At 68.3% G+C, this 24724-nt stretch carries 25 protein-coding genes and 1 riboswitch; of the genes, 13 read left to right on the top strand and 12 right to left on the bottom strand.

The window, feature by feature from the left end; genetic code table 11:
- Positions 1–12: 12 nt before the first annotated feature.
- From BUA54_RS11720 to BUA54_RS11700, 5 genes are all read right to left on the bottom strand, one after another.
- A complete protein-coding gene (locus BUA54_RS11720) occupies positions 13–1062 on the bottom strand; it encodes an endonuclease/exonuclease/phosphatase family protein (protein WP_072857444.1) in 1050 nt (349 codons plus the stop codon).
- Positions 1063–1075: 13 nt separating this feature from the next.
- On the bottom strand, positions 1076–2665 hold the full coding sequence (locus tag BUA54_RS11715) for an ATP-dependent DNA ligase (protein WP_072857443.1): 1590 nt from the start codon (positions 2663–2665) through the stop codon (positions 1076–1078).
- Positions 2662–3690, bottom strand: coding sequence for a ligase-associated DNA damage response exonuclease (locus tag BUA54_RS11710; RefSeq protein ID WP_072857442.1), 1029 nt, complete (start codon positions 3688–3690; stop codon positions 2662–2664). Before BUA54_RS11710 ends, BUA54_RS11715 begins: the two co-directional genes overlap by 4 nt.
- 155 nt (positions 3691–3845) lie before the next feature.
- A complete protein-coding gene (locus BUA54_RS11705) occupies positions 3846–4781 on the bottom strand; it encodes an alpha/beta fold hydrolase (protein ID WP_072857441.1) in 936 nt (311 codons plus the stop codon).
- A complete protein-coding gene (locus tag BUA54_RS11700) occupies positions 4781–5068 on the bottom strand; it encodes an SCP2 sterol-binding domain-containing protein (RefSeq protein ID WP_072857440.1) in 288 nt (95 codons plus the stop codon). Before BUA54_RS11700 ends, BUA54_RS11705 begins: the two co-directional genes overlap by 1 nt.
- 73 nt (positions 5069–5141) lie before the next feature.
- Between BUA54_RS11700 and BUA54_RS11695 the strand changes: the two genes are divergently transcribed.
- The 5 genes from BUA54_RS11695 to BUA54_RS11675 all read left to right on the top strand — a co-directional run bounded on the left by BUA54_RS11695 (position 5142) and on the right by BUA54_RS11675 (position 10160).
- On the top strand, positions 5142–5702 hold the full coding sequence (locus BUA54_RS11695; RefSeq protein ID WP_072857439.1) for a tetratricopeptide repeat protein: 561 nt from the start codon (positions 5142–5144) through the stop codon (positions 5700–5702).
- A gap of 30 nt (positions 5703–5732) precedes the next feature.
- Positions 5733–8681, top strand: coding sequence for a helicase-related protein (locus tag BUA54_RS11690; RefSeq protein WP_072857438.1), 2949 nt, complete (start codon positions 5733–5735; stop codon positions 8679–8681).
- Positions 8678–9064, top strand: a complete 387-nt coding sequence (locus BUA54_RS11685) for an RNA-binding S4 domain-containing protein (RefSeq protein ID WP_072857437.1) — start codon at positions 8678–8680, stop codon at positions 9062–9064. The genes BUA54_RS11690 and BUA54_RS11685 overlap by 4 nt, the downstream gene beginning before the upstream one ends.
- A 49-nt stretch (positions 9065–9113) precedes the next feature.
- Positions 9114–9449: a ferredoxin FdxA gene (gene fdxA / locus BUA54_RS11680; RefSeq protein ID WP_072857436.1), complete on the top strand. Its 336-nt coding sequence runs from the start codon at positions 9114–9116 to the stop codon at positions 9447–9449.
- A 201-nt stretch (positions 9450–9650) separates the two neighbouring features.
- Positions 9651–10160, top strand: a complete 510-nt coding sequence (locus BUA54_RS11675; protein WP_072857435.1) for a CarD family transcriptional regulator — start codon at positions 9651–9653, stop codon at positions 10158–10160.
- Positions 10161–10313: 153 nt separating this feature from the next.
- Here BUA54_RS11675 and purD read toward each other — a convergent pair whose 3' ends face one another.
- Positions 10314–11582 (bottom strand): phosphoribosylamine--glycine ligase, encoded by a 1269-nt coding sequence (purD, locus tag BUA54_RS11670; protein WP_072857434.1) that lies wholly within the window; start codon positions 11580–11582, stop codon positions 10314–10316.
- A 73-nt stretch (positions 11583–11655) separates the two neighbouring features.
- Between purD and xseA the strand changes: the two genes are divergently transcribed.
- Positions 11656–13113: an exodeoxyribonuclease VII large subunit gene (xseA, locus tag BUA54_RS11665; RefSeq protein WP_072857433.1), complete on the top strand. Its 1458-nt coding sequence runs from the start codon at positions 11656–11658 to the stop codon at positions 13111–13113.
- A gap of 59 nt (positions 13114–13172) precedes the next feature.
- Here xseA and BUA54_RS11660 read toward each other — a convergent pair whose 3' ends face one another.
- Positions 13173–13553, bottom strand: coding sequence for a hypothetical protein (locus BUA54_RS11660; protein ID WP_072857432.1), 381 nt, complete (start codon positions 13551–13553; stop codon positions 13173–13175).
- Positions 13550–14578, bottom strand: a complete 1029-nt coding sequence (locus BUA54_RS11655; protein WP_072857431.1) for an alkane 1-monooxygenase — start codon at positions 14576–14578, stop codon at positions 13550–13552. Before BUA54_RS11655 ends, BUA54_RS11660 begins: the two co-directional genes overlap by 4 nt.
- Before the next feature lie 167 nt (positions 14579–14745).
- Here BUA54_RS11655 and BUA54_RS11650 point away from each other — a divergent pair, with 167 nt between their 5' ends.
- The gene (locus BUA54_RS11650; protein WP_072857430.1) at positions 14746–16431 is read left to right on the top strand and encodes an NAD(P)H-dependent oxidoreductase subunit E; all 1686 of its coding nucleotides are present in this window, start codon (positions 14746–14748) and stop codon (positions 16429–16431) included.
- A 9-nt stretch (positions 16432–16440) separates the two neighbouring features.
- On the opposite strand, the gene BUA54_RS11645 is transcribed toward BUA54_RS11650, so the two are convergent.
- Complete coding sequence (locus tag BUA54_RS11645; RefSeq protein ID WP_084114361.1) at positions 16441–17322, bottom strand: lytic transglycosylase domain-containing protein; 882 nt, start codon at positions 17320–17322, stop codon at positions 16441–16443.
- 114 nt (positions 17323–17436) lie between these two features.
- Between BUA54_RS11645 and ftsY the strand changes: the two genes are divergently transcribed.
- The 3 genes from ftsY (at position 17437) to BUA54_RS11630 (ending at position 20139) form a co-directional block, all read left to right on the top strand.
- Entirely contained in the window at positions 17437–18540 is a 1104-nt protein-coding gene (gene ftsY, locus BUA54_RS11640; protein ID WP_072857429.1) for a signal recognition particle-docking protein FtsY, read from the top strand.
- Positions 18541–18613: 73 nt separating this feature from the next.
- Entirely contained in the window at positions 18614–19516 is a 903-nt protein-coding gene (locus BUA54_RS11635; RefSeq protein ID WP_072857428.1) for a DMT family transporter, read from the top strand.
- Between the two features lie 11 nt (positions 19517–19527).
- The gene (locus BUA54_RS11630) at positions 19528–20139 is read left to right on the top strand and encodes an inner membrane-spanning protein YciB (RefSeq protein WP_072857427.1); all 612 of its coding nucleotides are present in this window, start codon (positions 19528–19530) and stop codon (positions 20137–20139) included.
- On the opposite strand, the gene BUA54_RS11625 is transcribed toward BUA54_RS11630, so the two are convergent.
- The 3 genes from BUA54_RS11625 to BUA54_RS11615 are packed head-to-tail and all read right to left on the bottom strand — an operon-like array spanning position 20136 to position 21582.
- Positions 20136–20465 (bottom strand): PilZ domain-containing protein, encoded by a 330-nt coding sequence (locus BUA54_RS11625; protein WP_072857426.1) that lies wholly within the window; start codon positions 20463–20465, stop codon positions 20136–20138. The genes BUA54_RS11630 and BUA54_RS11625 overlap by 4 nt on opposite strands.
- Before the next feature lie 57 nt (positions 20466–20522).
- Positions 20523–21230 (bottom strand): glutathione S-transferase N-terminal domain-containing protein, encoded by a 708-nt coding sequence (locus BUA54_RS11620; protein ID WP_072857425.1) that lies wholly within the window; start codon positions 21228–21230, stop codon positions 20523–20525.
- A 31-nt stretch (positions 21231–21261) separates the two neighbouring features.
- Positions 21262–21582 (bottom strand): hypothetical protein, encoded by a 321-nt coding sequence (locus BUA54_RS11615; RefSeq protein WP_072857424.1) that lies wholly within the window; start codon positions 21580–21582, stop codon positions 21262–21264.
- Between the two features lie 102 nt (positions 21583–21684).
- Positions 21685–21762, top strand: a riboswitch (SAM riboswitch).
- A 47-nt stretch (positions 21763–21809) separates the two neighbouring features.
- Between BUA54_RS11615 and metZ the strand changes: the two genes are divergently transcribed.
- The 3 genes from metZ (at position 21810) to folE2 (ending at position 24720) form a co-directional block, all read left to right on the top strand.
- Positions 21810–22985: an O-succinylhomoserine sulfhydrylase gene (gene metZ, locus BUA54_RS11610; RefSeq protein WP_072857423.1), complete on the top strand. Its 1176-nt coding sequence runs from the start codon at positions 21810–21812 to the stop codon at positions 22983–22985.
- The gene (locus BUA54_RS11605) at positions 22985–23467 is read left to right on the top strand and encodes a GNAT family N-acetyltransferase (RefSeq protein WP_072857422.1); all 483 of its coding nucleotides are present in this window, start codon (positions 22985–22987) and stop codon (positions 23465–23467) included. The genes metZ and BUA54_RS11605 overlap by 1 nt, the downstream gene beginning before the upstream one ends.
- Before the next feature lie 149 nt (positions 23468–23616).
- A complete protein-coding gene (gene folE2, locus BUA54_RS11600; RefSeq protein WP_178352744.1) occupies positions 23617–24720 on the top strand; it encodes a GTP cyclohydrolase FolE2 in 1104 nt (367 codons plus the stop codon).
- Positions 24721–24724 lie beyond the last annotated feature (4 nt).

Below are 24724 nucleotides of genomic sequence, written 5' to 3'. Positions count from 1 at the left end.
GGGGCCGGCGCCTCAACCCTCGGACGCGGCGGCGAAGATTGCCTGCACGGCCGCTGCGTCGCCGTCCTGCGGCGCGGCGGGGTCGCCGGGGGCGTTGGTGGTCAGGCAGAGATCGGCGCGGACGGGGTAGTGATCCGAACCGACGGCGGGCAGCACCTGAAAGTCGAGCATGCCCGGCCCGCCCTGCCAGAGGATCTGGTCGAGGGGCCATTTCATCCACGCGCTTTCCGCATCGAAGCTGACCAGCGGGCCGCGGCCCTGACGGGGGTCGAGCACCTGACCAACCCGCATCGCAAGGCGCGCGGTGTCGTTCCACGGCGTCGCGTTGTAGTCGCCCGCCATGATGCTGACCGCCTCGCTGTCGGCGGCGTATTGCGCGGCGGTCAGCACGGTGGCGTCGCGCATTTCCGACGACTGGCCCCGCTGGGGCGGGCGGGGGTGGACGCCGAGGAACTGCACGGTGCCGCGCGGGTGGGCGACGTCGCCGACGAAGAGGGGCGTGTCGCTGTCGAAGGGAAACTCGAACCGGGCGTTTTCCAGCGGGTAATGGGAAAAGACGTGCATTCCGAAATAGGTCGCATCCTCGGGGATGGATTGCATGACGTGTTCGTAGTCGTCGCGCAGGGGCGTCAGGTCACGGTCCCAGCGTTCGTCGGTCTCCATCACCAGCAGGATGTCGGGATCGTTGGCACGGATCATGTCGATCACTTGTTGCACGTCCTGATTGCCGCGCTGGACGTTGGTGGACAGCACCCGCAGCACGCCGTCGTCGGCGCAGCGCGGCGTGTGGGCGACCATCTGGCGCGCCAGCGGCTGATAGGGCCAGAGCGTGCGGACCTGCACCCCGAGGGCCACGAGGGACAACAGCGTCACCACGATGCCGCGCCAGCCCGCGATCAGCATGTAGACCAGCACGAGAACCGCCAGCGCAGCCGCGATCTGCATCCGGGGAAAATCGAGGAACCGGATCCACCAGGTGTCGGTATTGAGCATCGCGGCACCCGTGGCGGCGACGAGCAGCAGCAGCAACAGGGCGATGGGGCGGGTGATCCAGCGGCGCATCGGGTCTCCTTCGTTATCCGTAGGCGGCCAGCATCTCCTTGAGATCCGCCAGCGTGTTCGCCTCCTTCATGGGCTTGTCGTGCCGCCAGCGCAGCATCCGGGGAAACCGCAGGGCGACACCCGACTTGTGGCGCGGGCTGGCCTGTATGCCCTCAAACCCCAGTTCGAAGACATGTTCCGGGGTGACCTGACGTACGGGGCCGAACTTTTGCAAGGTATTCTTGCGCACCCACGCGGTGATCTGGCGAAATTCCGCGTCCGTCAAGCCGGAATAGGCCTTGGTGAAGGGCACGAGCTGATCGCCGTCCCAGACCGCGAAGGTATAGTCGGTGAAGAGGTTCGCCCGCCGGCCGGAGCCCTGCTGGGCATAGATCATCACCGCGTCGATGGTCAGGGGGTCGACCTTCCATTTCCACCAGTCGCCCTTCCTGCGGCCCGCAAGGTAGGGAGAATCGCGACGTTTGAGCATCAGCCCTTCGGCCTGCCGGTCGCGGGAGGACTCTCTTGCCGCGGCGAGCTGGTCCCAACCGGTGGCCGCGACGGTGGGGGACAGGCGCAGGGGGGCGGTGGCTGGGGCCTTGGCGACGATCTGCGCCAGACGCGCGCGGCGGTCGGCATAGGGCAGGGCGCGGATGTCCGCGCCTGCGTCTTCCAGCAGGTCGTAGGCCATCAGGATCACGGGGGCCTCGGTCAGCAGCTTCTTCGGCACGGTCTTGCGGCCGATGCGCGATTGCAGGGCGTTGAAGGACAGGGGCGCCTCGTCGCGGAAGGCCAGCACCTCGCCGTCGATCACGGTGCCGTCGGGCAGGAAGTCGCGCAGTTGCGCCAGTTCCGGGAAGCGGTCGGTCATCAGGTCCTCGCCCCGGGACCAGAGGTGATGCTCGCCCTCGCGCAGGATGAACTGGCCGCGGATGCCGTCCCATTTCCATTCCGCAGACCAGTCGGTCGCGGGGCCGAGGGCGTCCAGATCCTCCAGCCCGTAGGCGAGGTAGAAGGGGTAGGGGCGCGACAGGTCCGTGCTGGGGTCGGTCGTCTCGATCAGCCGTTCCCAGGTCGTCGTCTCGGGCGTCCAGTCGCCCATCAGGCGGTGGGTCAGGTTGGCCTCGTCCCCGTCGGTCGCCTGAGACAGCGCCCGCGTCATCAGCTTGCGGCTGACGCCGACCCGGAAGCTGCCGGTCAGCAGCTTGGTGAAAAGGTAGCGTTGCGGCCCCGGCAGCGCGTCCCAGGCAGAGAGGATGCCGGCCTTGCGGGTCGTGTCGTCGGCGGCGGAGAGGCGCTTGATCTCGCCGATCCAGAAGGTGAGGGAGCGGTCGGAGGTCGCCGTGGCATCGGGCAGGACGAGGCTGATGGTCTCGGCGAGGTCGCCGACGATGTGGTAGGACTCCTCGAAGAGCCAGAGCGGGATGTCGCTGCGTTCGGCCGCCCATTCGCGCAGGCGGGTGGCGGTGATCGTGCGCTTGGGCCGGCGGCCCGAGAACAGCGCCACGGTCCAGAGCTTGTCGTCGTCGGGGGCGGTGCGGAAGTAGTCGGCGAGGGCCGCGACCTTCACGGTCGTCTTGGTCGATTCGTCGATCCGGGCGTAAAGGGCAGCAAAGTCCTTCATGCGGCGTCCTCGTCGGTTGCTGACGCGCCCTCCTCGGTCATGTCCTCGCCCGTGTATTCGGTGCTGACGATATGGGCGTCGTAGCCTTCCTCGGCCAGCCAGCGCTGGAAGGCGGAGGTATAGCCGTGGGTGGCGAAGATCTTCGTGGCCCCGGTCTCCTTGATCGCGGTGTTCAGCCCGTCCCAGTCGGCATGGTCGCTGACGACGAAGCCCCGGTCGGCGGCGCGCCTGCGCCGCACGCCCCGCAGCGCCATCCAGCCCGAAGCGAAGGCGGTGGAGGCGGGGCCGAAGCGCCGCGCCCAAGACGTGCCGAGGGCTGAAGGCGTGGCCACGACGAGGGCGCCGGGATGGTCGGCGGCCTTCATCTCGGGCGTGACGCGGATCGTGTCGGGCAGGGCAATGCCCTGCGCGCGCAGGACGGCGTTGGTGTTCTCGACCGCGCCGTGGGTCAGGATCGGGCCGATGGACGGGTCCACACAGGTCAGCAGGCGCTGCGCCTTGCCGAGCGCATAGGCCCCGATGATCGAGGTGCGCCCCGCGGCGGCGTTGGCTGCCCACCAGGCGTTGATCTGGGCGGTCAGCACATCCTCTTCCAGCCACTTGAACACCGGCAGGCCGAAGGTGCATTCGGTGATGAAGGCGTGGCATCTGACCGGCTCGAAGGGTTCCGACAACCCGTCGGCCACGGTCTTGTAGTCGCCGGAGGCGACCCAGACCTCTCCGCCCACCTCCACCCGGATCTGGGCGGAGCCGGGGACGTGGCCGGCGGGGTGGAAGGACACCGTGGCACCGTTGATGCGACGCGCCTCGCCGTAGGGGATCGTCGCGAGGTCGATCTCTCCCAGCCGGTGGCGTATGACGGGGGCCGCGGCGTCGGTCGCAAGGTAGCGATTCATGCCCCAGCGCGAATGGTCCGCGTGGCCGTGCGTGATGAGCGCGCGGTCCACGGGACGCCACGGGTCGATGTAGAAATCGCCAGCCGGGCAGTAGATGCCGCTTTCGGTGAAGGTGAGGACGTCAGCCATGATCGCCAGATAGCGCCGCGGCCCGGTTCCGCCAGTGCGGACCGGTGCAACCGGGCACTCCGAATTTTCTGGAAAATTCGGGCCGACCTTGCCGCACGCGGCAAGGTGCCTCCGGCGGGAGTATTTGGAAAAAAGCGAGGACCGGGGCCGGCGCCCTAGCGGTGCGCGTCGAAGAGGCTGGCGGCGGTGTCGAAGAAGCGGGTGCGGATGTCGGGGGTTTCCATCATCGTCTCGTGCTTGCCGCCGTCGACCCGTTCCAGCGTGCCGGAAGGCCAGCGCGCCATGCGGTCGTGGATGCGGCCGGGATCGACGATGGATTCGGCGGTGCCGAGGAAGGTGGTGGCAGGGGTGCGGGGCGAGGCGAGGCGCGCCATGCGCCGCATCTCGACCAGCGATTCGTTCAGCCAGCGCAGGGAGGGTCCGCCGAGGCCGAGGTCGGGGTAGGCGGTGATCTGACGGCGCATGTAGTCGAACATCTCGGGATCGGAGGTCAGGGTGTTTTCCTCGACCGCGATGCGGGTGAGGTAGTTTTCCGCCTCTTGCCCCGGGGCCATGCGGGTGTCGAGCCCGAGGCGGCGGGCGACGGAGGAGATGCCCCAGGCGAAGGGGCGCAGGGCGGCGGCCATCTGGATGCCCCACATCGGCGCCGAGAAGACGGCGGCGCGCACCGGCAGACCCTCGATCAGGGCGCGCAGACCGATGGCGCCGCCCATGGAATGGGCGATGAGGTAGAAGGGTTTCGGCAGGCCGAGGTCCCGGGCGTGGGTCAGCATCGCGGCCACGTCCTTCTGGAAGTCGCCGAAGGCCGCGACATGGCCCGTGGCGCGGTTTGGCGTGGCGCGGTCGGCCAGACCCTGGCCGCGCCAGTCCACGGTGATCGTGGCGAAGCCGCGGGCGCGCAGGTCGCCGGCGGCGCGGCCGTATTTCTCGATGTACTCGGTCCGGCCGGGGAACAGCAGGACGGTGCCGCGGTCCGCGCCGGTCACCCAGTGACCGACGCGGATCTGGGCATGGTCGGTGGTCTTGATCCAGTGCGCCGCCCCCGCATCGGGGCCGCAGGCGACATCCGCATGCAGGGGGGCGTAGCGCATCAGGCCAGCACGCCCGCCAGTTGCATCGCCTTGCCCATATCGCCGTCGATCGTCAGCTTGCCGGTCATGAAGGCGGCGGTGGGGTTCTCGTCGCCGTTCAGGATGCCCTCGAAGGTGTCGCGGGATGCGGTGAGGGTGACCTCGGCCTCTTCGTCGCCGGCGCGGGCGCCGTTCCGGTCGATCATGATGGTGCCCTCGTCCTCGACCACGAACTTGGCGGTGCCGTCGAAACCGCCGTCCATCTTCTCGTTCAGTTTCATGACGGCCTGTGTGATGACATCGCTCATGGGGGTGTATCCTTTGTCGAGGTTGTGAGGGCGCGCCACTGGTATCGGACGCGGGTTACGCTACATTGCCGGTATGACCAAGCGAAGATCAGTCATCAATCCTTTCGTGGCGGCATTTGTGCTGGCGCTGGCCTGCGGCGGCGGCGCGCGGGCGCAGACGGCGGAGCTGGATGCCCTGTTCGACCGGCTGGCCGAGGCCGGGCCGGAGGAGACGCCGCAGATTCAGGGCCAGATCGCGGCGCAGTGGTCGCGCAGCGGATCCGCCGCGATGGACCTGCTGCTGCGGCGCGGCGCCGACGCGATGGAGGCGGGCGACACGGGCCTTGCGATCCAGCATCTGAGCGCGCTGATCGACCACGCGCCGGAATTTGCCGAAGGCTACAACGAGAGGGCGACGGCCTTTTACACCGACGGTCAGGTCGGGCCGGCGCTGGCCGACATCCGCACGGCCCTGTCTCTCAACCCCCGCCATTTCGGCGCGATGAGCGGGCTGGCGGTGATCCTCCAGGAACTGGACCGCCCCGAAGAGGCCCTTGAGGTCTACGGGCGAATCCTGAAGATTGCGCCCCATGCGGAAGGTGTCGTCGACGCCATGGACCGCCTGTCAGTCAAACTGGACGGTCTGGCGCTCTGACGCGTCGCGACCGACCCTGCGGGGACGAACATGCAGCCCTCTCGCGTTACGGCCGTTCTGGGGCCGACGAACACCGGCAAGACGCATTATGCGATCGAGCGGATGCTGGGGCACCGCACGGGGGTCATCGGCCTGCCGCTGCGGTTGCTGGCGCGCGAGGTCTATGACCGGATCGTGAAGGCCCGCGGGCCCGGCGTCGTGGCGCTGGTCACGGGCGAGGAGCGGATCGTGCCGCCGCGCACCGCCTACTGGGTCTGCACGGTCGAGGCGATGCCGGAGGGGCTGGGCTGCGATTTCCTGGCCGTCGACGAGATCCAGCTGTGTGCCGACCCGGAGCGGGGCCACGTCTTTACCGACCGGCTTCTGCATGCACGCGGGTTGCACGAGACGCTTTTCATGGGGTCCGACACCATGCGGCAGGCGATCGTGGCGATGATCCCGCAGGTCACGATCCAGCGCCGCGACCGGTTTTCGGAACTGTCCTACGCCGGATCGAAGAAGCTGAGCCGGATGCCCGCACGGTCGGCCATCGTCGGCTTTTCGGTCGAGAACTGCTACGCCATCGCAGAGCTGATCCGCCGCCAGAAGGGCGGGGCCGCCGTCGTCATGGGCGCGCTGAGCCCGCGCACGCGCAATGCGCAGGTGGAGATGTATCAGAACGGCGATGTCGACTACCTCGTCGCCACGGATGCCATCGGGATGGGCCTGAACCTCGATATCAAGCATGTCGCCTTTTCGGCTACGACGAAGTTCGACGGCCACCGGATGCGCGAGCTGCGACCCGACGAGCTGGCGCAGATCGCGGGGCGAGCCGGGCGGCATCTGGCGGCGGGCACCTTCGGCGTCACCGGCGAGGCGGAGGAGCTGGACGAGGGCGTCGTGAACCAGATCGTCAGCCACCAGTTCGTACCGGTGAAGAAGCTGCAGTGGCGCAATTCGGATCTGCAGTTCGGATCGATCAAGCGCCTGTTGCAGACGCTGGAAGCGCGGACCGACAACGACTGGCTGACCCGGGTGCGCGAAAGCGACGACCTTGCCGCCCTGCGCGCGCTGGGTCAGGACGAGATCGTGGCGGCCCGGGCCAGCGACGGGCCGTCGGTGCGGTTGTTGTGGGATGTCTGCCGGGTGCCGGACTTTCGCGGGATATCGAAGGGGGAACACGCGGGGCTTCTCATGCGTATATTCACCGACCTGCACCAGATCGGCCATATCGACGAGAACTGGTTCGCCCTGCAGGTCGCGCGGATCGACCGGGACGACGGCGACATCGACACGCTGAGCAAACGGTTGGCGTATATCCGCACATGGACCTACGTGGCGCAGCGCAGGGGCTGGCTGCGGGACGAAAACCATTGGCGCGACCAGACCCGCGCTGTAGAAGACCGCCTATCGGATGCGCTGCACGGCGCATTGGCGCAAAGATTCGTGGACCGGCGCACATCCGTATTGCTCCGCCGGCTCAAACAGAAGGAGAGCCTCTTGGCTGACGTGAACGACAAGGGCGAAGTGACGGTCGAGGGCGAATTCATCGGCCGTCTTGAAGGTTTCCGCTTCCGCATGGACAAGGCGGGCAGCCCGGACGAGGCCAAGACCCTGCGGCAGGCGAGCGCGCAGGCGCTGGTGCCGCATTTCCACCTGCGGGCGGACCGGTTCTACAACGCGCCGGACACCGAGATGGACTTTACCGAGCAGGGCGGCCTGATGTGGGGGTCCGATGCGGTCGGCAAGCTGGTGGCGGGCGACGATCCGCTGAAGCCGAAGGTCGTGGCCTTCGTCGACGACGAGGCCGGCCCCGACGTGGCCGCCAAGGTGCAGCGCCGGTTGCAGCATTTCATCGACCGCAAGATCGCGACCGCGATGGAACCGCTGCTGGCGCTGAAGAACGACGAGACGCTGACCGGCGGGGCCAAGGGCTTTGCCTATCGGATGTCCGAGCACTTCGGGATCATCCCGCGCGGCGAGGTCGCGGACGAGGTCAAGGCGCTGGATCAGGAGGCGCGCGGCGCCCTGCGTAAACATGGTATAAGGTTTGGCCAGTTCACGATCTTTCTGCCGCTTCTGCTGAAACCCGCACCCACCCGTCTGCGTCTGGTCCTGTGGGCCCTGTCGCAGGGTCTGCAGGAGTTTCCCGAAAGCCCGCCGCCCGGTCTGGTGACGGTGCCTGCGGCTGGCGATGCCGCACCGGGGTATTACGCAATGGCGGGCTACCGCGCAGCCGGGGCGCGGGCGATCCGCATCGACATGCTTGAAAGGCTGGCTGACATGCTGCGCGACCAGAACAGCAAGACCGGATTCGAAGCGGTGCCCGACATGCTGTCGATCACCGGCACCACGCTGGACCAGTTCGCCGACCTGATGGGCGGGCTGGGCTATGCGGCAGAGAAGGGCGAGCGGCCCAAGGTCAAGGCGGCGCGGCCGCCGATCCCCGACCGCCCGGCGGATGCCCCCGGCGACATGCCGGGCGAGGGCGTGCCGACGGGGCCGGGCGATGCGCCGGGCCCCGACCTGCCAGACCCGATGCCGGACGAGCCGAAGACCGTGCCGGGCGGGACGCCCTCTGACGTGCCCCCGATGCCGCCGACCGCACCCGCCCAGCTGGACGCGATCGGCGATTCCACGACCGGGATCGTCGAGGAGGGGGATGCCTCCGCCGGGGGCGCGACGCCGGAGGCCCCGGACACCGAGGCTGCGGCGCCGGAGATGGAGACCTTCTATACCTTCACATGGGGCCGGCGGCCGGTCCGTCAGGGGGGGCGTCCGCAGGGGGGCCGCCGTGACGACGCCCCGCGCCGGGCCGAGGGTGGCCAGCCGCGGCGCGGAAAGTCCGATGGCAAGCCCGGCGGCAAGCCGCAGGGCAAGCGCGGACCGAAATCCGACGACCGGCCGCAGAGCTTTGCGGCCAAGCCCGCCCGGGCCGAGAAGAAGATCGATCCCGACAACCCCTTTGCCGCGGCGCTTCAGGGCTTCAAGCCGAGTTGAGCGAGGCGCGGCAGACGATCCGGCTGGACAAGTGGCTGTGGCAGGCGCGGTTCTTCAAATCGCGCAGTCTGGCGGCCGAGATCGTGAGCGGCGGCAAGGTGCGGGTCGACGGCGTGCCCGTGTCCAAGCCCGCCCGGGCCGTGGGGGCGGGCAATGTCCTGACCTTTGCGCAGGACCGGCGCGTCCGGGTCGTGCGCATCCTGGACTGCGGCAACCGCCGCGGTCCCGCGACAGAGGCGCAGGGGCTTTACGAGGACCTGTCGCCACCCGTGGTACAGGAGCCCGCCAATCCGCGCTTTGACGGCGGCGGGCGTCCCACCGGCAAGGATCGCCGCGACATGAATGCAGCCCGGGGCCGGGACGATCCATTCGCGCTTGAATGATCCCGCCGCCTGTCCTAGCAAGACTTCAATTCACCTCGGAAGATCGCCCATGACCTATATCGTCAACGACAACTGCATCGCCTGCAAATATACCGACTGCGTCGAAGTCTGTCCCGTGGACTGCTTCTACGAGGGCGAGAACATGCTGGTGATCCATCCCGACGAGTGCATCGACTGCGGCGTCTGCGAACCCGAATGCCCCGCCGACGCGATCCGCCCGGACACGGAGCCAGACATGGAGAAGTGGGTCGAGTTCAACCGCAAGTATTCCGAGAAGTGGCCGGTCATCATCACGAAAAAGGACCCCTTGCCGAACGCCGAGGAGATGGACGGCAAGACCGGCAAGATGGACCTGTTCAGCGAGGCGCCCGGCGAGGGCGGCTGATTCGCGACGTTTCGGTTGCCAACCGTCTGACATAGCTGCATTTTCCGGATGGAATCGTCACGCTTTCGCGGGGTCGATTTTTGTGGTATGATCCGGGCAATGCCGCAAATCACATGACCCCGTTTCCTGCGTCCGCCACCCTGACGATGACAGATGTCACCGCCGGGGTGTTTTGTCGTCCGGGTCACAGAAAGGAATACCATGAGCAAGTCGAAGAAGAAAGATTTCCAGCCCAACGATTTCGTCGTCTATCCGGCGCACGGCGTGGGCAAGATCGTGTCCGTCGAGACCCAGGAAGTGGCCGGTTTCGAGCTGGAGCTGTTCGTGATCGCCTTCGAAAAGGACAAGATGACCCTGCGCGTGCCGACCCACAAGGCGAGCGAGGTGGGCATGCGCGCCCTGTCGACTCCCGATGTCGTCAGCCACGCGATGAAGACCCTGCGCGGCAAGGCCAAGGTCAAGAAGGCGATGTGGTCGCGCCGTGCGCAAGAATATGAGCAAAAGATCAACTCGGGCGATCTGATTGCTATTGCGGAAGTCGTCCGCGATCTGCATCGTGCGGATGATCAGCGCGAGCAGAGCTACTCGGAGCGTCAGTTGTACGAGGCCGCCCTGGAGCGCCTGACCCGCGAGATCGCCGCCGTGGCCGGCAACGACGAGAAGGCCGCCGCGGAGGAGATCGGTTCGGTTCTGGTAGGTCGCGCGGCGTAAGCCCGACCCGCCAGGGAGGAGGAGAGGCCGCACTTGGGAGGGTGCGGCCTTTCTTTTTGCGCAGAAGCGATTTTTCCAGAAAAATCGACGCCCGGTGACGGAGGGCAGCGGCTGGGACCTCTCCGATTTTTCTAGAAAAATCGGCGCCCCGGGTCAGGTCAGCGCGCGCCAGCCGATGTCGCGGCGGCAGAAGCCCTCTGGCCAGTCCAGGGCATCGACCATGGCATAGGCGCGGGCGTGCGCCTCTGCCAGCGTGGCGCCGCGGCCGGTCAGGCCAAGGACACGGCCACCGGTGGCGACGATATGCCCGTCGGCATCTTCTGCCGTGCCGGCGTGGAAGGCCATGTTGAAGCTGTCCTCCGGCAGGGCGGGCAAGCCGCGAATCCGTGTCCCCTTGACGTAGGTGCCGGGATAACCGCGCGCCGCCATCACCACGGTCAGGGCGTGGTCGTCGGCCCAGTGGACGCGCTGGTCCGCCAGACGCCCCTCGGCGCAGGCATGAAGCAGGTCGAGCACCTGACCGCCGAGGCGCATCATCAGCCCCTGGCATTCGGGATCGCCGAAGCGGACGTTGAATTCCACCAGCCGCGGCGCGCCGTCCTTGATCATCAGGCCGACGAACAGGACCCCGGTGAAGGGCGTGCCGCGGGCGGCCATGGCGTTCACCACCGGCGTCACGATGCGGTCGAGGGCGGCCCGCGTCACCGTTTCCGTCATCACGGGCGCCGGGGTATAGGCGCCCATGCCGCCGGTGTTGGGACCGGTGTCGCCCTCGCCCACGCGCTTGTGATCCTGCGCCGTGCCGATCGGCAGCACGGTCTGCCCGTCGCAGAGCACGAAGAAGGAGGCCTCCTCGCCCTCCATGAAGTCCTCGATCACCACCTCGGCACCGGCGGCGCCGAACTGGCCGCCCATCATGTCGTCGATGGCAGCCAGCGCCTCGGCCTCGGTCATCGCGACGGTGACGCCCTTGCCGGCGGCGAGGCCGTCGGCCTTGATCACGATCGGCGCGCCGTTCGCACGGACATGGGCGCGGGCCGCGTCCGCATCGGTGAAGTGGGCATAGGCGGCGGTGGGGGCGTCGCAGGCGTCGCAGATCGCCTTGGTGAAGGATTTCGAGGATTCGAGCCGGGCCGCCGCCGCCGAAGGGCCGAAGACCGCGAGGTTCGCCGCACGGCAGGCGTCGGCCACGCCGGCGGCCAAGGGCGCCTCTGGCCCGATCACGACGAAGTCGATGGCGTTCTGGGCGGCGAAATCCACCACCGCGGCGCCGTCGAGGATGTCGATCTCGGCGCATTCGGCCAGATCCGCGATGCCGGCGTTGCCGGGCGCGACGATCAGGCGGTCGCACTTGGGGTTCTGCTTGATCGCCCAGGCCAGGCTGTGTTCGCGGCCGCCGCTGCCGAGGATCAGGATGTTCATCGGGGGTCTCTCCGCTTGGCCTTGGTTGGGTTGCGTTCTAAGGTCAGCGCTGACACTCCACAAGGGCAGCCCGATGGACCTTTTCGAACACGCGACCCCCGCCAGCAACGCGCCGGAATTCACGGTGAGCGAGATCGCGGGCGCGGTGAAGAAGGCGATCGAGGGCGAGTTCGGCCATGTCCGCATCCGGGGCGAGGTGGGGCGCGTGACGCGGCCACGGTCGGGGCACCTTTACCTCGACCTCAAGGACGACCGGGCGGTGCTGTCGGGGATCATCTGGAAGGGCCGGGCCGACGCGCTGCCGCAGCTGCCGGAGGAGGGGATGGAGGTCATCGCCACGGGGCGGCTGACGACCTTTCCGGGCCAGTCGAAATACCAGATCGTGATCGAGGACATCGCCCCCGCCGGGGCGGGCGCCCTGATGGCGATGCTGGAAAAGCGCAAGGCCAAGCTGCAGGGCGAAGGGCTGTTCGACCCCGCCCACAAGCAGCCGCTGCCCTTCCTGCCCGAAATCATCGGCGTCGTGACCTCGCCCACCGGGGCGGTGATCCGCGACATCCTGCACCGGCTGCGCGATCGGTTCCCGCGCAAGGTGCTGGTCTGGCCCGTGGCGGTGCAGGGGGCGAACTGCGCGGCCGAGGTCGCGGCGGCGATTCGCGGGTTCAACCGGCTGACGCCCGGCGGCGCGCTGCCGCGGCCCGATCTGCTGATCGTGGCGCGGGGCGGCGGGTCGCTGGAGGATCTGTGGGGCTTCAACGAGGAAATCGTGGCGCGCGCCGCCTTCGAGAGCCGGATTCCCCTGATCTCTGCCGTGGGGCACGAGACCGATACGACGCTGATCGATTTCGTCAGCGACCGCCGGGCGCCGACGCCGACGGCGGCGGCCGAGATGGCGGTGCCGGTGCGGATGGACCTGTTCGCCGCGCTCGACAATCAGGGGGCGCGGATCAGCCGGGCGGTGACGCAGGGACTGGGGCAGCGCCAGCAGCGGCTGCGCGACCTGGCGCGCGCGCTGCCGCAGCCGGAGGCGCTGTTGCAGGGGCCGGCGCAGCGGCTGGATTATCTGGGCGAGCGGTTGCCGGCGGCGCTGCGTCAGGCGGCGGCGGCGAAGCGGGTGAAACTGGCGGATGCGGCGCTGCGGCCGGGGCTTTTGCAGCGCGGCGTGGCAGAGCAGAGACGGCGGCTGGACACGCTTGGGGCGCGGCTGGACCCGGCGCTGGTGCGGCGCGTGGGGGATGCGGGGCAGCGGCTTTCCGGCCTGCGCCTGTCGCCGCCCGATCTGACGCGCCCGCGCGAACGGCTGGACGCCCGCGTTCAGCGCCTGATCGATCGGGCGACGCGGGCGCAGGACCAACGGCGCGCCCGGCTGCTGGCGCTGGACCGCCTGCGGGAAACGCTGGGCTATCGCGAGACGCTTCGCCGCGGTTACGCGGTCGTGCGCGCCGATGGCGCTGTTGCGACACGGACGTCAGACCTGCAGGGGGCCAGCGCGGTCGAGATCGAGTTCGCCGACGGGCGGGTGCGGGTTTAGCGGGTGAGGGGCTGGGCGGGTGCGGGGTTAGGCGGGTGCTGGGCTGGGCGGGTGCGGGGCTAGGACAGAAGCTCCGGCCCCGGGCAGACCAGCGGCACCTGCGCCTCCGTCGCCTCGAACAGGACCGTGCCTTCGGTCGACTGTGCCCGCAGGCCGCGGTCGGTGCGGTCGACGGTCCAGCATTTCTCTGACGGGTCGTTCCGGTAAAGAAAGCAGATCAGCCCCGCCTTGTCATACCAGACGCCGGTCTGGCACAGGCCCGGCGTCGACGACCACGTGACGCTGCGGTCCGGGCCATAGGCCTCGACCCCGAAGGGGGTGCCGTCGGGCATGGCGAAGGTCAGGGTCTTGCCGGTGACGTAGGCGTCGAAGTCCTGCGCGGTCATCGGGTCGGCCAGCGCCGGTCCGGCGATCAGGCAGAGGGCCAGCGCGCGGATCATGTCGCCTGCCAGCGTTGCACGCGCCGGTCCATCACCCGGCGCCAGAGCGGTGGGACCAGCGCCAGCGTCGCCATGGCGGGCAGGGACCGGGGCAGGGTCGGGCCGTCGTCCTCCAGCCGCAGGGTGGGGAAGGCGCGGGCGGGGTGGGCATGGTGGTCGGCGTGGCGCGGGGCGTTCAGCATCATCGCCCCGGTGAACCACTGGGGCGCGTTCCAGCTGTGGCGCGGGCCCACGGGTTCGGGCTTGCCGCCCGGGCCTGTGCGGCGGGTCAGGCCGTAGTGCTGGACGTAGTCCGACAGCAGCAGCTGCACCTGCGCGTGGGTCACGAGGCAGAGGTAGCCGACGAGCCCCGGCCAGCCGCCCAGCAGGACCGCCAGCACCGGCATCAGAAGGCCACCGGCGACATAGGCGAGGTAGGGATTGTGCCAGTGGGCACGGCCGACGCGGTCGAGGCGCGCGGACTCCGCCGCGTAACCGAGGCGAAAGGCGCCGATCCAGGCGCGGGGGGCGTAGGCCCAGAAGCCCTGACCCTGCGGCGCCGTGGCGGGATCGTCCGGCGTGGCGACCAGCCGGTGGTGGATGAGGACATGGGCCGAGGTGTGGTGGCCGTAGAGCAGCGAGATGTACATCCACTTGCCCAGCCGGTGCAGCGGGCGGGGGCCGCGGTGAATGAGCTCGTGCGCCGTGGCGTTGCCGACCTGTCCCAGCCACAGACCCGCCGCCAGCGTCAGGCCGACCTTGGCCCACAGCCCGAGGTCGCTGACGCCAAGCTCTCTCACCACCAGCGCCAGCGTCACGAAATGGCCCAGCGCCAGCACCACGCAAAGTCCGTCGGCGGCCGGGAACTCCTGCCCCTCGTCCGCGGCGGGCGGCAGGGTGACGGCGACGAGCTGGTCCAGCAGGTAGGTCAGCAGGGTCATGCAGGCCAGTGCGGCCGCAACCCAGGGCCCGTCCCAGAGGGCACCGGCGGCGATCAGGGCGAGTGGCAGCAGCGTGGCGAGCGGAAACAGGATGACGGCGAACATGGCGACCCGAGGCAAGGATTCGCCCCTGCTATACCATCAACGCGGGGCGGTGCCGCAGTCTTCCTGCGGGGAAAGACCATTCGCCACAGGCGCCTAGGCCTTTTGAATGACGCTGACACCGCGACAGGCCTGTGCTAGGCACGGGGCGCGTGCAAGGGGGGATCGTGATGGCGCTGGACGAAAAGGACGGGATCTGGAAATCCGGCAAGGGCAAGGGGCGGCGCACGCCCAAGGGCCGCCAGCTGGACGATGCCGCCTGGGCCGAGGTGCGCGACCTGCTGGGCGACGGTCCGTTCCCGCGCGACATGCTGATCGAATACCTGCACCTGATCCAGGACCGCTATGGCTGTCTGTCCGCCGCCCATCTGCGGGCGCTGGCCGAGGAGATGCGGCTGTCACAGGCCGAGGTCTATGAGGTCGCCACCTTCTACGCGCATTTCGACGTGGTGAAGGAAGACGAGGCGCCGCCGCCCCAGCTGACCATCCGCATCTGCGAGTCGCTGTCCTGCGAACTGGCGGGGGCGCAGGCGCTGAAGCAGGCGCTGCTGGACGGGCTGGACGCGGACCGGGTGCGCGTGGTGCGCGCGCCCTGCATGGGCCGCTGCGATACGGCGCCGGTGCTGCATCTGGGGCACCACTCCGTCGATCACGCCACGGTCGACAAGGTGAAGGCCGCGATCGACGCGGGCCACACCCATGCGGATATGCCCGATTACGAAGGGCTCGATGCCTATCGCGCGGGCGGCGGTTACGACGTCCTTCTGGGTCTGCGGCGGGATGGCGACTGGGCGGCGGTGCAGGACAAGGTCGCCGCCTCTGGCTTGCGGGGGCTGGGCGGGGCGGGATTTCCGTCCGGCAAGAAATGGGGTTTCGTCCGGGCGGAGCCCGGCCCGCGGCTGATGGCGGTGAACGGTGACGAGGGCGAGCCGGGGACGTTCAAGGACCGCTGGTATCTGGAACGGACGCCGCATCTGTTCCTCGAAGGGATGCTGGTCGCCGCATGGGCGGTGGAAGCGGAGCGCGTCTATCTGTATATGCGCGACGAATATCCCGCCGTTCTCAATATCTTGCGCAACGAACTTCATGCGCTGGAGGATGCGGGGATCATTGCGCGCGGCTATGTCGACCTGCGGCGCGGCGCCGGGGCCTACATCTGCGGCGAGGAATCCGCGATGATCGAAAGCATCGAGGGCAAGCGCGGCATTCCCCGCCACCGACCGCCCTTCGTGGCGCAACGGGGCATCTTCGGCCGGCCGACGCTGGTCCACAATGTCGAGACCCTGGTCTGGGTCGCGCGCGTGCTGCGCGAGGGGCCGGAGATCCTGAGCAGCGTGGAACGCAACGGGCGCAAGGGGTTGCGCAATTACTCGGTATCGGGCCGGGTCGCGGTGCCGGGGGTCTATCTTCTGCCCGCCGGATCCACGATCCGCGACGTGATCGCGGCGGCGGGCGGCATGGCGGAGGGGCACGAGTTCCTGGCCTACCAGCCGGGCGGGCCGTCGTCGGGCCTGCTGCCCGCCAGCATCGACGACGTGCCGCTGGATTTCGATACGCTGCAGAAATACGGCACCTTCATCGGGTCAGCGGCGGTCGTGGTGCTGTCGCACCGGGACTCCGCGCGGGGGGCCGCGCTGAACATGCTGGAATTCTTCGCCGACGAATCCTGCGGACAGTGCACGCCCTGCCGTGTCGGCTGCGAGAAGGCGGTGAAGCTGATGCAGGCGGACAACTGGGACGCCGATCTGCTGACCGACCTCTGCGACGTCATGGTCGACGCCAGCATCTGCGGGCTGGGACAGGCGGCGCCGAACCCGATCCGGTCGGTGCTGACGCACTTCAAGGACGAGGTGTAAGGCGCTGATCTAGTTACGATAGACCGCGCAGGTGCAGCCCTGCCTGCGGATCGTGTTACACAATCCGTTCGCCTCTCGGGACGATTGCGCGCCGATGCGTGCCATGTAGTAGCCCTTGCGCCCCGAGACCCGGTTGCGGGTGAAGATCAGGTCGAGTTGCTTGCCTGCCAGCGTGCCGCTGCAGGCCCGGGCGCGCCGGTCGAAGGCGGTGCGGGCCGCGGCCTCTGTCCGGCCGAAGGCCAGCTGCACACCCCAGGGCGCGTAGGAGGGCGCGGGCGGCTTGAACTGGGTGTAGTTGCGGTTGCGGGCCATGTCGCGGCAGGCGGGCTGGAAGGGCGTGTCGCCCTGCAGGCGGAAATCGGGATCCTCGGGCGGGCTGTCGCGCCATGTTTCCGCCGTCAGGCCGGTGACGATCTGGACGTAGTCGACGGTTTCGCGCGCCAGACCGCCGGTGCCGGCGACAAGGCCCTCTGCCCGGGCTTCTCCGCCGTTGTAGGCGACGGCAGCAAGGCCCGGATTGCCGAAGCGGCGCACCAGATCGCCAAGGTATTGTGCCGAATATTCAAGGGCTTCCGCAGGGTTGTAGCTGTCGCGTAGGCCGCGCAGCTGGGCCGTGCTGTCGATGAACTGGGCGATGCCGCGGGCGCGGGCGGGCGACAGGGCGTTGGGGTCGAACCGGCTTTCCTGCCAGATCAGCCGGGCAAAGAAGGCGGGGTCGAGGGCGTTGTGCCGCGCGAAGGCGTCGATCGCCTGACAGGTGTCGTGGACGAAATGGGCGGGCCGGATGCACTGGACCGCGCCGAAGCGTCCGGTGCTGCACAGCGTGCCGGGGTCCGCACGGGCCAGACCGGGCAGGCATACCAGAAGGACAAGGCACAGGGCACGCAACATGATCCCAGCTTAGATGCGGGCGCGGTGTCCGGGTCAACCGGTTGCGATGCCGCGCCCTTTCCTTCGGCGGCACTTGGCATTAGCTAGGGCGTGACCCGACCGCAGGACAAGATCATGGCGTTTTTCAAGAAACTGAAGGACCGGATGTTCCGGTCGTCGTCGCAGCTGGACGCCGGCCTTGACGCGATCGTCAGCGATGGCGGCACGGCAGAGGCGACACCGGCGCCGGAGGTGCCCGCCGCAGTGCCGCCCGCCGCGGTGCCCCCGGTCGTCCCGATCCCCAGCCCGGAACCGATCCCGCAGGAGGCCTATGCCCCCACCGCGCCGGCGAAGAAGCCCGGCATCCTTGGGCGGATGTTCGGCGGCGACCAGCCGGAGGTGGTGCGCCGCACCCTTGACGACGCCATGGTGGAGCAGCTGGAAGAGCTTCTGATCGCCGCCGACATGGGCGTCGACACCGCCCTGCGCGTCACCGCCAACATGGCCGAGGGGCGGATCGGCAAGCGGCTGTCGGTGGAGGAGATCAAGCAGCTGCTGGCGGACGAGGTGACGCGGATCATGGACCCGGTCGCGCGGCCGATGCCGCTTTACAACCAGAAACCGCAGGTGGTGCTGGTGGTGGGCGTGAACGGGTCCGGCAAGACCACGACGATCGGCAAGCTGGCGAGCCAGTTCCGGGCCGCCGGCAAGTCGGTGGTGATCGCCGCCGGCGACACGTTTCGCGCGGCGGCGGTCGAACAGTTGCAGGTCTGGGGCGACCGCGCCGGGGTGCCGGTGATGACGGCGGCGCAGGGGTCCGACCCCGCAAGCCTTGCCTTCGACGCCATGACCAAGGCGCAGGCCGACGGCGCCGACCTGCTGATGATCGATACGGCGGGGCGGTTGCAGAACCGCGCCGACCTGATGGAGGAACTGTCGAGGATCGTCCGCGTCATCCGCAAGAAGGACCCGGACGCGCCGCACAATACCCTGCTGGTGCTGGACGCCACCACGGGCCAGAACGCGCTGCAGCAGGTCAAGGTGTTTCAGGAACTGGCCGATGTCTCCGGCCTCGTGATGACCAAGCTGGACGGGACTGCCAAGGGCGGCGTGCTGGTGGCGTTGGCGGACAAGTTCGGCCTGCCGATCCATGCCATCGGCGTGGGCGAGCAGATCGACGACCTCGCCCCCTTCGACCCCGAGGATTTTGCCCGCGCGCTGGTAGGTCTGGACGGGTGATCCCTTCATCTGACCGGAGAAACGCCGGGGGGCGGCGTCAGCCGGGGGGCTGGCGCCCCGGCTGCGCCCGCTGATGGGCGATTGGCTGGTCGGGATCGCCGGGACGCCCGAGGGCGCGCGTCTGGCGACGCTGCTAGCGCTGCTGTCGGCGGTGTCGCATGCGGCCTTCGGCGCACTGCAGAAGGGGCGGCACGATCCGTGGCTGTCGCGCGGGTCCATCGACGGCTGGCTGATCGTGATTTCGGCCCCGGTCGCGCTTTTCGTGGTGCCATGGCCCACGGCGCAGATCGCGCTGCTTCTGGCGGGGGCGCTGGTGATCCACTTCGGATTCAAGGTGACGATGGCGCTGGCCTACGAGCGGGCGGCCTATACGGTCGTCTATCCGGTCGTGCGCGGCACCGGGCCGCTGGTGACGGTGCTGGCGGCGAGCGTGATCTTTCACGAACATTTCACGGCCCTGCAGTGGCTGGGCGTGGCCTGCCTGTCGGGGGGCATCCTGCTGCTGGCCTGGGTGAACCTGCGCGAGAACCGGATCGACCCTGCGGTGATGCGGATCGGGCTGCTCTGGGCGGTGGCGGGGGGTGTCCTCGTGGCCTTCTATACGACCTACGACGCCTTCGGCATCCGGCAGGCGGCGGACCCCTTCACCTTTCTCGCGTGGTTCTTTCTGGTCACCGCCATCGACTTTCCGGTGCTGGCGGCGATCCGCTACCGCAGGATGGCGGACCCGCCAGCGCTGGGGCCGCTGCTGCTGCGCGGCTTTGCGGGGTCCTTCATCGCATGGCTGTCCTTTGGCGGTGTCATGCTGGCGACGCGTCTCGACAAGGTGGGCGAGGCGGCGGTGCTGCGCGAGACCTCGACCGTCTTCGCGGCGCTGATCGGCTGGTTCTTTCTGGGCGAGCACGTGGGCAAACGGCGGGCGGCGCTGATGGCACTGGTTGCGCTTGGCGCCGTAATCGTTGAAATGGGCGGCTGAGGGGACCCGATATGGCCACGCGCGAGATCAATCCGATTCTGAAGCAGGTGCTGGAGCTGGGCCCGACGGTCCTGTTCTTCCTGATCTACACCCGCATCAAGGACGAGGTCTATGTCATTGGCGGGACGGAATATACCGGGTTCATCGTGGCGACGCTGGTGTTCATCCCGATCCTGCTGGTCGCGATGGGGATCCTCTGGGCGATGACCGGGCGGCTGAGCCGGATCCAGGTCTTCACCGCCTTCATGGTGATCTTCTTCGGCGGGCTGACCGCGTGGTTCAATGACGAACGCTTCTTCAAGATGAAGACGACGATCATCTACGGGCTGATGGCGGCGGCGCTGGGGATCGGGCTGCTGCGCGGCCGGTCCTATCTGGAATGGATCATGGGAGAGGTCATGCCGATGCGGCATGAGGGCTGGATGATCCTGACCCGCCGGATGACGCTGTTCCTGGCCGCGATGGCGGTCTTCAACGAGGTGCTGTGGCGCACCCAGTCCACCGATCTGTGGGTCAAGATCGAGACCTTCGGCTTTCCGCTGCTGATGATGGTCTTCTTCGTGTCGCAGATGGGGGTCTTCAACGCCTATACGATCGAGGATGGCGGCGACCGCAAACCCTAGTGCATTTCCCGCAGGCCGGTGGAGCTGAACCGGTTGGCGATGCTGCTGCGCACGCCCTGCCGCAGGATATCGACGAGCGCGGGCCGCGCGGGTTTCTGGAAGGCCACGCCGATGCGGTGGGCGGCGGTCCAGCGGACAAGTCCCGGCACCTGTTCGTTCAGCACATGCAGGGTGATCCGGTCGCCGCGCATGACGTTGTCGATCCCTTCCAGCCGGGCGCCGCCCTGATTGACGTCGATCAGCACCGCGCTTTGCCGCCCCGTCGGCGTGGTGACCGCGACCGGATAGGCGGTCGGATAGCGGTGGCGCCTGTATTGCTTGTGCATGCGGAAAACCCCTTGCGCGATTGCACCGGGGTCTAGCGGGCCGGGGTAAAGATCGGGTTAGGACGGCTTGCGGAAAAGCTGCGCCTGCGCGCCGCGGTCCTTTGCGATATCGCCGCGCAGGTCCGCGTGCAGGGCGCGGCCGCGCTGCACGGCGGGTCGGGCGCCGACCTCCTTCAGCCAGCGGGCGAGGTGCGGCTTGTCGTCCAGGGTCTGCTGCTGCCCTTCCCAGAGCGAGGCCCAGCCCCAGCAGGCCATGTCGGCGATGCTGTATGCGTCGCCCGCAATGTAGGCGTGCTGCGCCAGCTGGCGGTCCATGACGCCATACAGACGCGCGACCTCGGACCGGTAGCGGTCCTTGGCGTAGGGCAGGTCGTTGGGCGGGTCCATTGCGGGGGCGTATTTCAGGAAGTGGTGCGCCTGACCGGCCATCGGGCCAAGGCCGCCCATCTGCCACATCAGCCACTGGTCGACGGCGATGCGGTCGCGTTCCGTCGCGCCGCCGAACTGCCCCGTCTTGCGCGCCAGATACTGCAGGATCGCCCCCGATTCGAAGATCGCGATGGGCGCGCCGTCGGGGCCCTCGGGATCGACGATGGCGGGCATCCGGTTGTTGGGCGAGATCTTCAGGAACTCTGGCTTGAACTGGTCGCCGGCGCCGATGTTCACCAGATGCGTGGTGTAGGGCAGGGCGCATTCCTCCAGCGCGATGGAGACCTTCCAGCCGTTCGGCGTGGGCCAGAAATAAAGGTCGATGGGGGCGGTCATGGGCAGGACTTTCGCGCAGTCGCGGCCCGGGTCAGCCGCGCCTGCGATGGTAGTTGGCCAGTGCCGTGGCGCAATGGGCAATCTCTGCCCGGAAGCGGTGGCAGTAGAGGTCTATGACGATCCGCGGCAGGTGCCAGAGCGGTGCGCGCCATCCGCCCCGCTGGCACCCCGCGGCGGTGCGGGCGGAAAAGGTCATGTCCGCCGCGCCGCCGGTCGCCCGGTTCAGCAGCAGGGACAGGCGGAAGAGGACGATGTCCGTCACCTCGTCGTCCAGCATGTCGGGGGGCAGGGCCACGGCTTGCGCGATGCGGTCGCGGAAGGGGCGACGGTCCGGTGTGGTCTGGTAGGTCATGGGCAAACCCGCACAAGATCTTGATGACGGAAGGGGTAGAGCGATTCCGTAACCGCCCGGTGACACCAGCGCGCGCCTTGACGACCATTTGCGCCACGCCTATAGCGACGACGTGGTGATTTGATGCCGGATTGCGGGCCACGTTAAACATTCCGCTAAAAGGGTTTGAGGGGTCTGCCCCGATGCCCGTGGCGTCGGGGTTTTTCTTTGTCCCGAAAGGACACGCCATGACCGAATGGAACAAGCGCACCAAGGCCGTCCACGCCGGCACCCGCCGCAGTCAGTGGGGCGAGGTGTCCGAGGCGATCTTCCTGACGCAGGGATTCGTCTATGATACGGCAGAGGACGCGCAGCAGCGGTTCCTCAAGGCGGGCGACGACGAGTTCATCTATGCCCGCTACGGCAACCCCACCACCGCAATGTTCGAGGACCGGATCGCCGCGATCGAGGGGGCGGAGGATGCCTTTGCCACGGCATCCGGCATGGCCGCCGTGTCGGGCGCGCTGATGAGCGTGCTGAAGGCGGGCGACCATGTGGTGAGCGCGCGGGCGCTGTTCGGGTCCTGCCTTTACGTGCTGGAAGAGGTGCTGACCCGCTTCGGCGTCGAGGTCACTTTCGTCGACGGCACCGATCTGGACCAGTGGAAGGCGGCGCTGCGCCCGGATACGAAGATCGCGTTCTTCGAAAGCATCTCGAACCCCGCGCTGGAAGTGGCCGACATCAGGGCGATCGCCGATCTGGCCCATGCGCAGGGCGCGATGGTCATGGTCGACAACGTCTTTGCCACGCCGGTCTATTCCCGCGCGTTCGAGCTGGGCGCGGACGCGGTGATCTATTCCGCGACCAAGCACATCGACGGGCAGGGCCGGGCACTGGCGGGCGTGATCCTGGGGTCGAAAGAGTTCATCCGCGGCACGGTCGAGCCCTACATGAAGCACACCGGCGGCAGCATGTCGCCCTTCACCGCGTGGATGCTGGTCAAGGGGCTGGAGCACATGGACCTGCGGGTGCGCGCCCAGACCGCGAGCGCGCTGCATATCGCCAAGGGGCTGGAAGGCCACCCGAAGCTGACCCGCGTGATCTATCCGGCGCTGGAAAGCCACCCGCAACACGCGGTCTGCATGGCGCAGATGGGCTGCGGCGGCACGGTGCTGTCGATCGACACCGGATCGCAGGAGGCGTCGTTCCGGCTGCTGAACGCGCTGGAGATCTTCCTGATCTCGAACAACCTCGGCGATGCGAAATCCATCGCGACGCCGCCTGCGTCCACCACGCACCAGCGCCTGCCCGACGACCAGAAGGCGCATCTGGGCATCACGCCCGGCCTGATCCGCCTGTCGGTGGGGCTGGAGGATGCGGACGACCTGCTGGCCGACCTGCTGGCGGCGCTGGACGTCGCCTGATGACACCCTGCATCCGCCCTTACGACGTGGCGGATGCGGGGGCGCTGGCGTCGATCTTCTACCGCGCGGTGCGGATCGGCGCGGCGGGCCACTACACGCCGGTGCAACTGGCGGATTGGGCGCCAGAGGTCCGGTCGGCAGAGGCCTATGCCGACCGCCTTGCGGGGCTTGACACATGGGTCGCCCGCGTGGACGGGGTTCCGGCAGGGTTCCTGAGCCTTTCGGACGGGCATCACATCGACCTGCTGTTCGTGGACCCGGCGCAGATCGGGCGGGGGCTGGCCTTTGCGCTTTACCGGCATCTGCTGGCAGAGCTGACAGGTCGCCCCGTGGCGCGGCTGACGGTCGAGGCCAGCGCGCAAAGCCGGACGTTCTTTCGCCGACAGGGCTGGAATGAGACGGGCCAGAGGACGCGCGGCACCGGGGCGGCGGCCATCGTCACAACGCTGATGGCCTACGACCTGCCGCCACCGGGCGGTTGATCCGGCGGTGCCGGCAGGGCAGGATGGGGGCCTGACACTATGTCACACGCGACAGCCGCAACATTTCGTTAAACTGAATCAATAAAATTGGAAAACGGATGCGCGCGCCCCATCTAAGGGCTTCAACACCGCACAAGGGGTCCGCCGTCATGAACCTTCAATCCCGCGATCTGGATCGTCAGCCCAGCCGTGCCGAGGCAGAGGCCGCCCTGAGCCTTCTGCGCCGCTGGGCTGGCGGGGCCACGCCCGAGGAGATCGGCGCGCTGGACCCGCTGGTCGGACGCCTGCTGCCGGGGCAGGCGGTGTCGAATTACCCCGCGCTGGCCCGCGCCTACCCCGAGGATTTCGAGGTCGACGCCGCCTACAGGGCCACGATGCCGGACCTGCAGAACGGCCCTGCCAGCCTGATCCGCGGGCTGCCACGCCAGATCCAGCACGTCGGGATTTCCAACTTCCGGCTGCCCATCCGGTTCCATACCCGCGCGGGCGGCGACCTGACGCTGGAAACCAGCGTGACCGGGACCGTCAGCCTCGATGCCGAGAAGAAGGGCATCAACATGTCCCGGATCATGCGGACCTTCTACCAGCACGCCGAGGAGACCTTCAGCTTCGACGTGATCGAACGGGCGCTGGACGCCTACATGACCGACCTCGACAGCTTCGACGCGCGCATCCAGATGCGATTCTCCTTCCCGATGAAGGTGCAGAGCCTGCGGTCCGGGCTGAGCGGCTATCAATACTATGACATCGCGCTGGAGCTGGTCGAACAGTCCGGCGTGCGGCAGAAGATCGTGCACCTCGACTATGTCTATTCCAGCACCTGCCCCTGTTCGCTGGAACTGTCGGAACATGCCCGCCAGTTCCGCGGCCAGCTGGCGACGCCGCATTCGCAGCGGTCCGTCGCGCGGCTGTCGGTGGTGCTGGTGCCGGGTCAGCGGGTGATGTGGTTCGAGGATCTGATCGACATGGCCCGCGCGGCGGTGCCGACGGAAACGCAGGTCATGGTCAAGCGCGAGGACGAGCAGGCCTTTGCCGAGCTGAACGCCGCCAACCCGATCTTCGTCGAGGATGCGGCCCGGCTTTTCACGGAGCAGCTGCACCTCGACCAGCGGGTCGGGGATTTCCGCGTCGTCGCCAGCCATCAGGAAAGCCTGCACAGCCATGACGCGGTATCGGTGCTGACCGAAGGGCCGACCTTTGCGGCGGCCTCGCTCGATCCGCGGCTCTTTGCCTCTTTGCACCACGCCGGCTGACGCG

Source organism: Loktanella atrilutea, assembly GCF_900128995.1.
Classification (GTDB): Bacteria; Pseudomonadota; Alphaproteobacteria; order Rhodobacterales; family Rhodobacteraceae; genus Loktanella; species Loktanella atrilutea.
The sequence above is the reverse complement of the archived record's forward strand: the minus strand, read 5'-3'. Positions and strand labels throughout refer to the sequence as shown.

Coding starts and splice junctions, on each gene's coding strand:
- BUA54_RS11695 (WP_072857439.1), top strand. CDS start 5,142: ATGACCAAGCGAAGATCAGTCATCAATCCTTTCGTGGCGGCATTTGTG.
- BUA54_RS11650 (WP_072857430.1), top strand. CDS start 14,746: ATGGCGCTGGACGAAAAGGACGGGATCTGGAAATCCGGCAAGGGCAAG.
- BUA54_RS11700 (WP_072857440.1), bottom strand. CDS start 5,068: ATGAGCGATGTCATCACACAGGCCGTCATGAAACTGAACGAGAAGATG.
- xseA (WP_072857433.1), top strand. CDS start 11,656: ATGGACCTTTTCGAACACGCGACCCCCGCCAGCAACGCGCCGGAATTC.
- BUA54_RS11615 (WP_072857424.1), bottom strand. CDS start 21,582: ATGACCTACCAGACCACACCGGACCGTCGCCCCTTCCGCGACCGCATC.
- fdxA (WP_072857436.1), top strand. CDS start 9,114: ATGACCTATATCGTCAACGACAACTGCATCGCCTGCAAATATACCGAC.
- BUA54_RS11620 (WP_072857425.1), bottom strand. CDS start 21,230: ATGACCGCCCCCATCGACCTTTATTTCTGGCCCACGCCGAACGGCTGG.
- BUA54_RS11715 (WP_072857443.1), bottom strand. CDS start 2,665: ATGAAGGACTTTGCTGCCCTTTACGCCCGGATCGACGAATCGACCAAG.
- BUA54_RS11635 (WP_072857428.1), top strand. CDS start 18,614: ATGGGCGATTGGCTGGTCGGGATCGCCGGGACGCCCGAGGGCGCGCGT.
- BUA54_RS11630 (WP_072857427.1), top strand. CDS start 19,528: ATGGCCACGCGCGAGATCAATCCGATTCTGAAGCAGGTGCTGGAGCTG.
- ftsY (WP_072857429.1), top strand. CDS start 17,437: ATGGCGTTTTTCAAGAAACTGAAGGACCGGATGTTCCGGTCGTCGTCG.
- metZ (WP_072857423.1), top strand. CDS start 21,810: ATGACCGAATGGAACAAGCGCACCAAGGCCGTCCACGCCGGCACCCGC.
- BUA54_RS11655 (WP_072857431.1), bottom strand. CDS start 14,578: ATGTTCGCCGTCATCCTGTTTCCGCTCGCCACGCTGCTGCCACTCGCC.
- BUA54_RS11710 (WP_072857442.1), bottom strand. CDS start 3,690: ATGGCTGACGTCCTCACCTTCACCGAAAGCGGCATCTACTGCCCGGCT.
- BUA54_RS11625 (WP_072857426.1), bottom strand. CDS start 20,465: ATGCACAAGCAATACAGGCGCCACCGCTATCCGACCGCCTATCCGGTC.
- folE2 (WP_178352744.1), top strand. CDS start 23,617: ATGAACCTTCAATCCCGCGATCTGGATCGTCAGCCCAGCCGTGCCGAG.
- BUA54_RS11675 (WP_072857435.1), top strand. CDS start 9,651: ATGAGCAAGTCGAAGAAGAAAGATTTCCAGCCCAACGATTTCGTCGTC.
- BUA54_RS11720 (WP_072857444.1), bottom strand. CDS start 1,062: ATGCGCCGCTGGATCACCCGCCCCATCGCCCTGTTGCTGCTGCTGCTC.
- BUA54_RS11605 (WP_072857422.1), top strand. CDS start 22,985: ATGACACCCTGCATCCGCCCTTACGACGTGGCGGATGCGGGGGCGCTG.
- BUA54_RS11645 (WP_084114361.1), bottom strand. CDS start 17,322: ATGTTGCGTGCCCTGTGCCTTGTCCTTCTGGTATGCCTGCCCGGTCTG.
- BUA54_RS11705 (WP_072857441.1), bottom strand. CDS start 4,781: ATGCGCTACGCCCCCCTGCATGCGGATGTCGCCTGCGGCCCCGATGCG.
- purD (WP_072857434.1), bottom strand. CDS start 11,582: ATGAACATCCTGATCCTCGGCAGCGGCGGCCGCGAACACAGCCTGGCC.
- BUA54_RS11660 (WP_072857432.1), bottom strand. CDS start 13,553: ATGATCCGCGCGCTGGCCCTCTGCCTGATCGCCGGACCGGCGCTGGCC.
- BUA54_RS11690 (WP_072857438.1), top strand. CDS start 5,733: ATGCAGCCCTCTCGCGTTACGGCCGTTCTGGGGCCGACGAACACCGGC.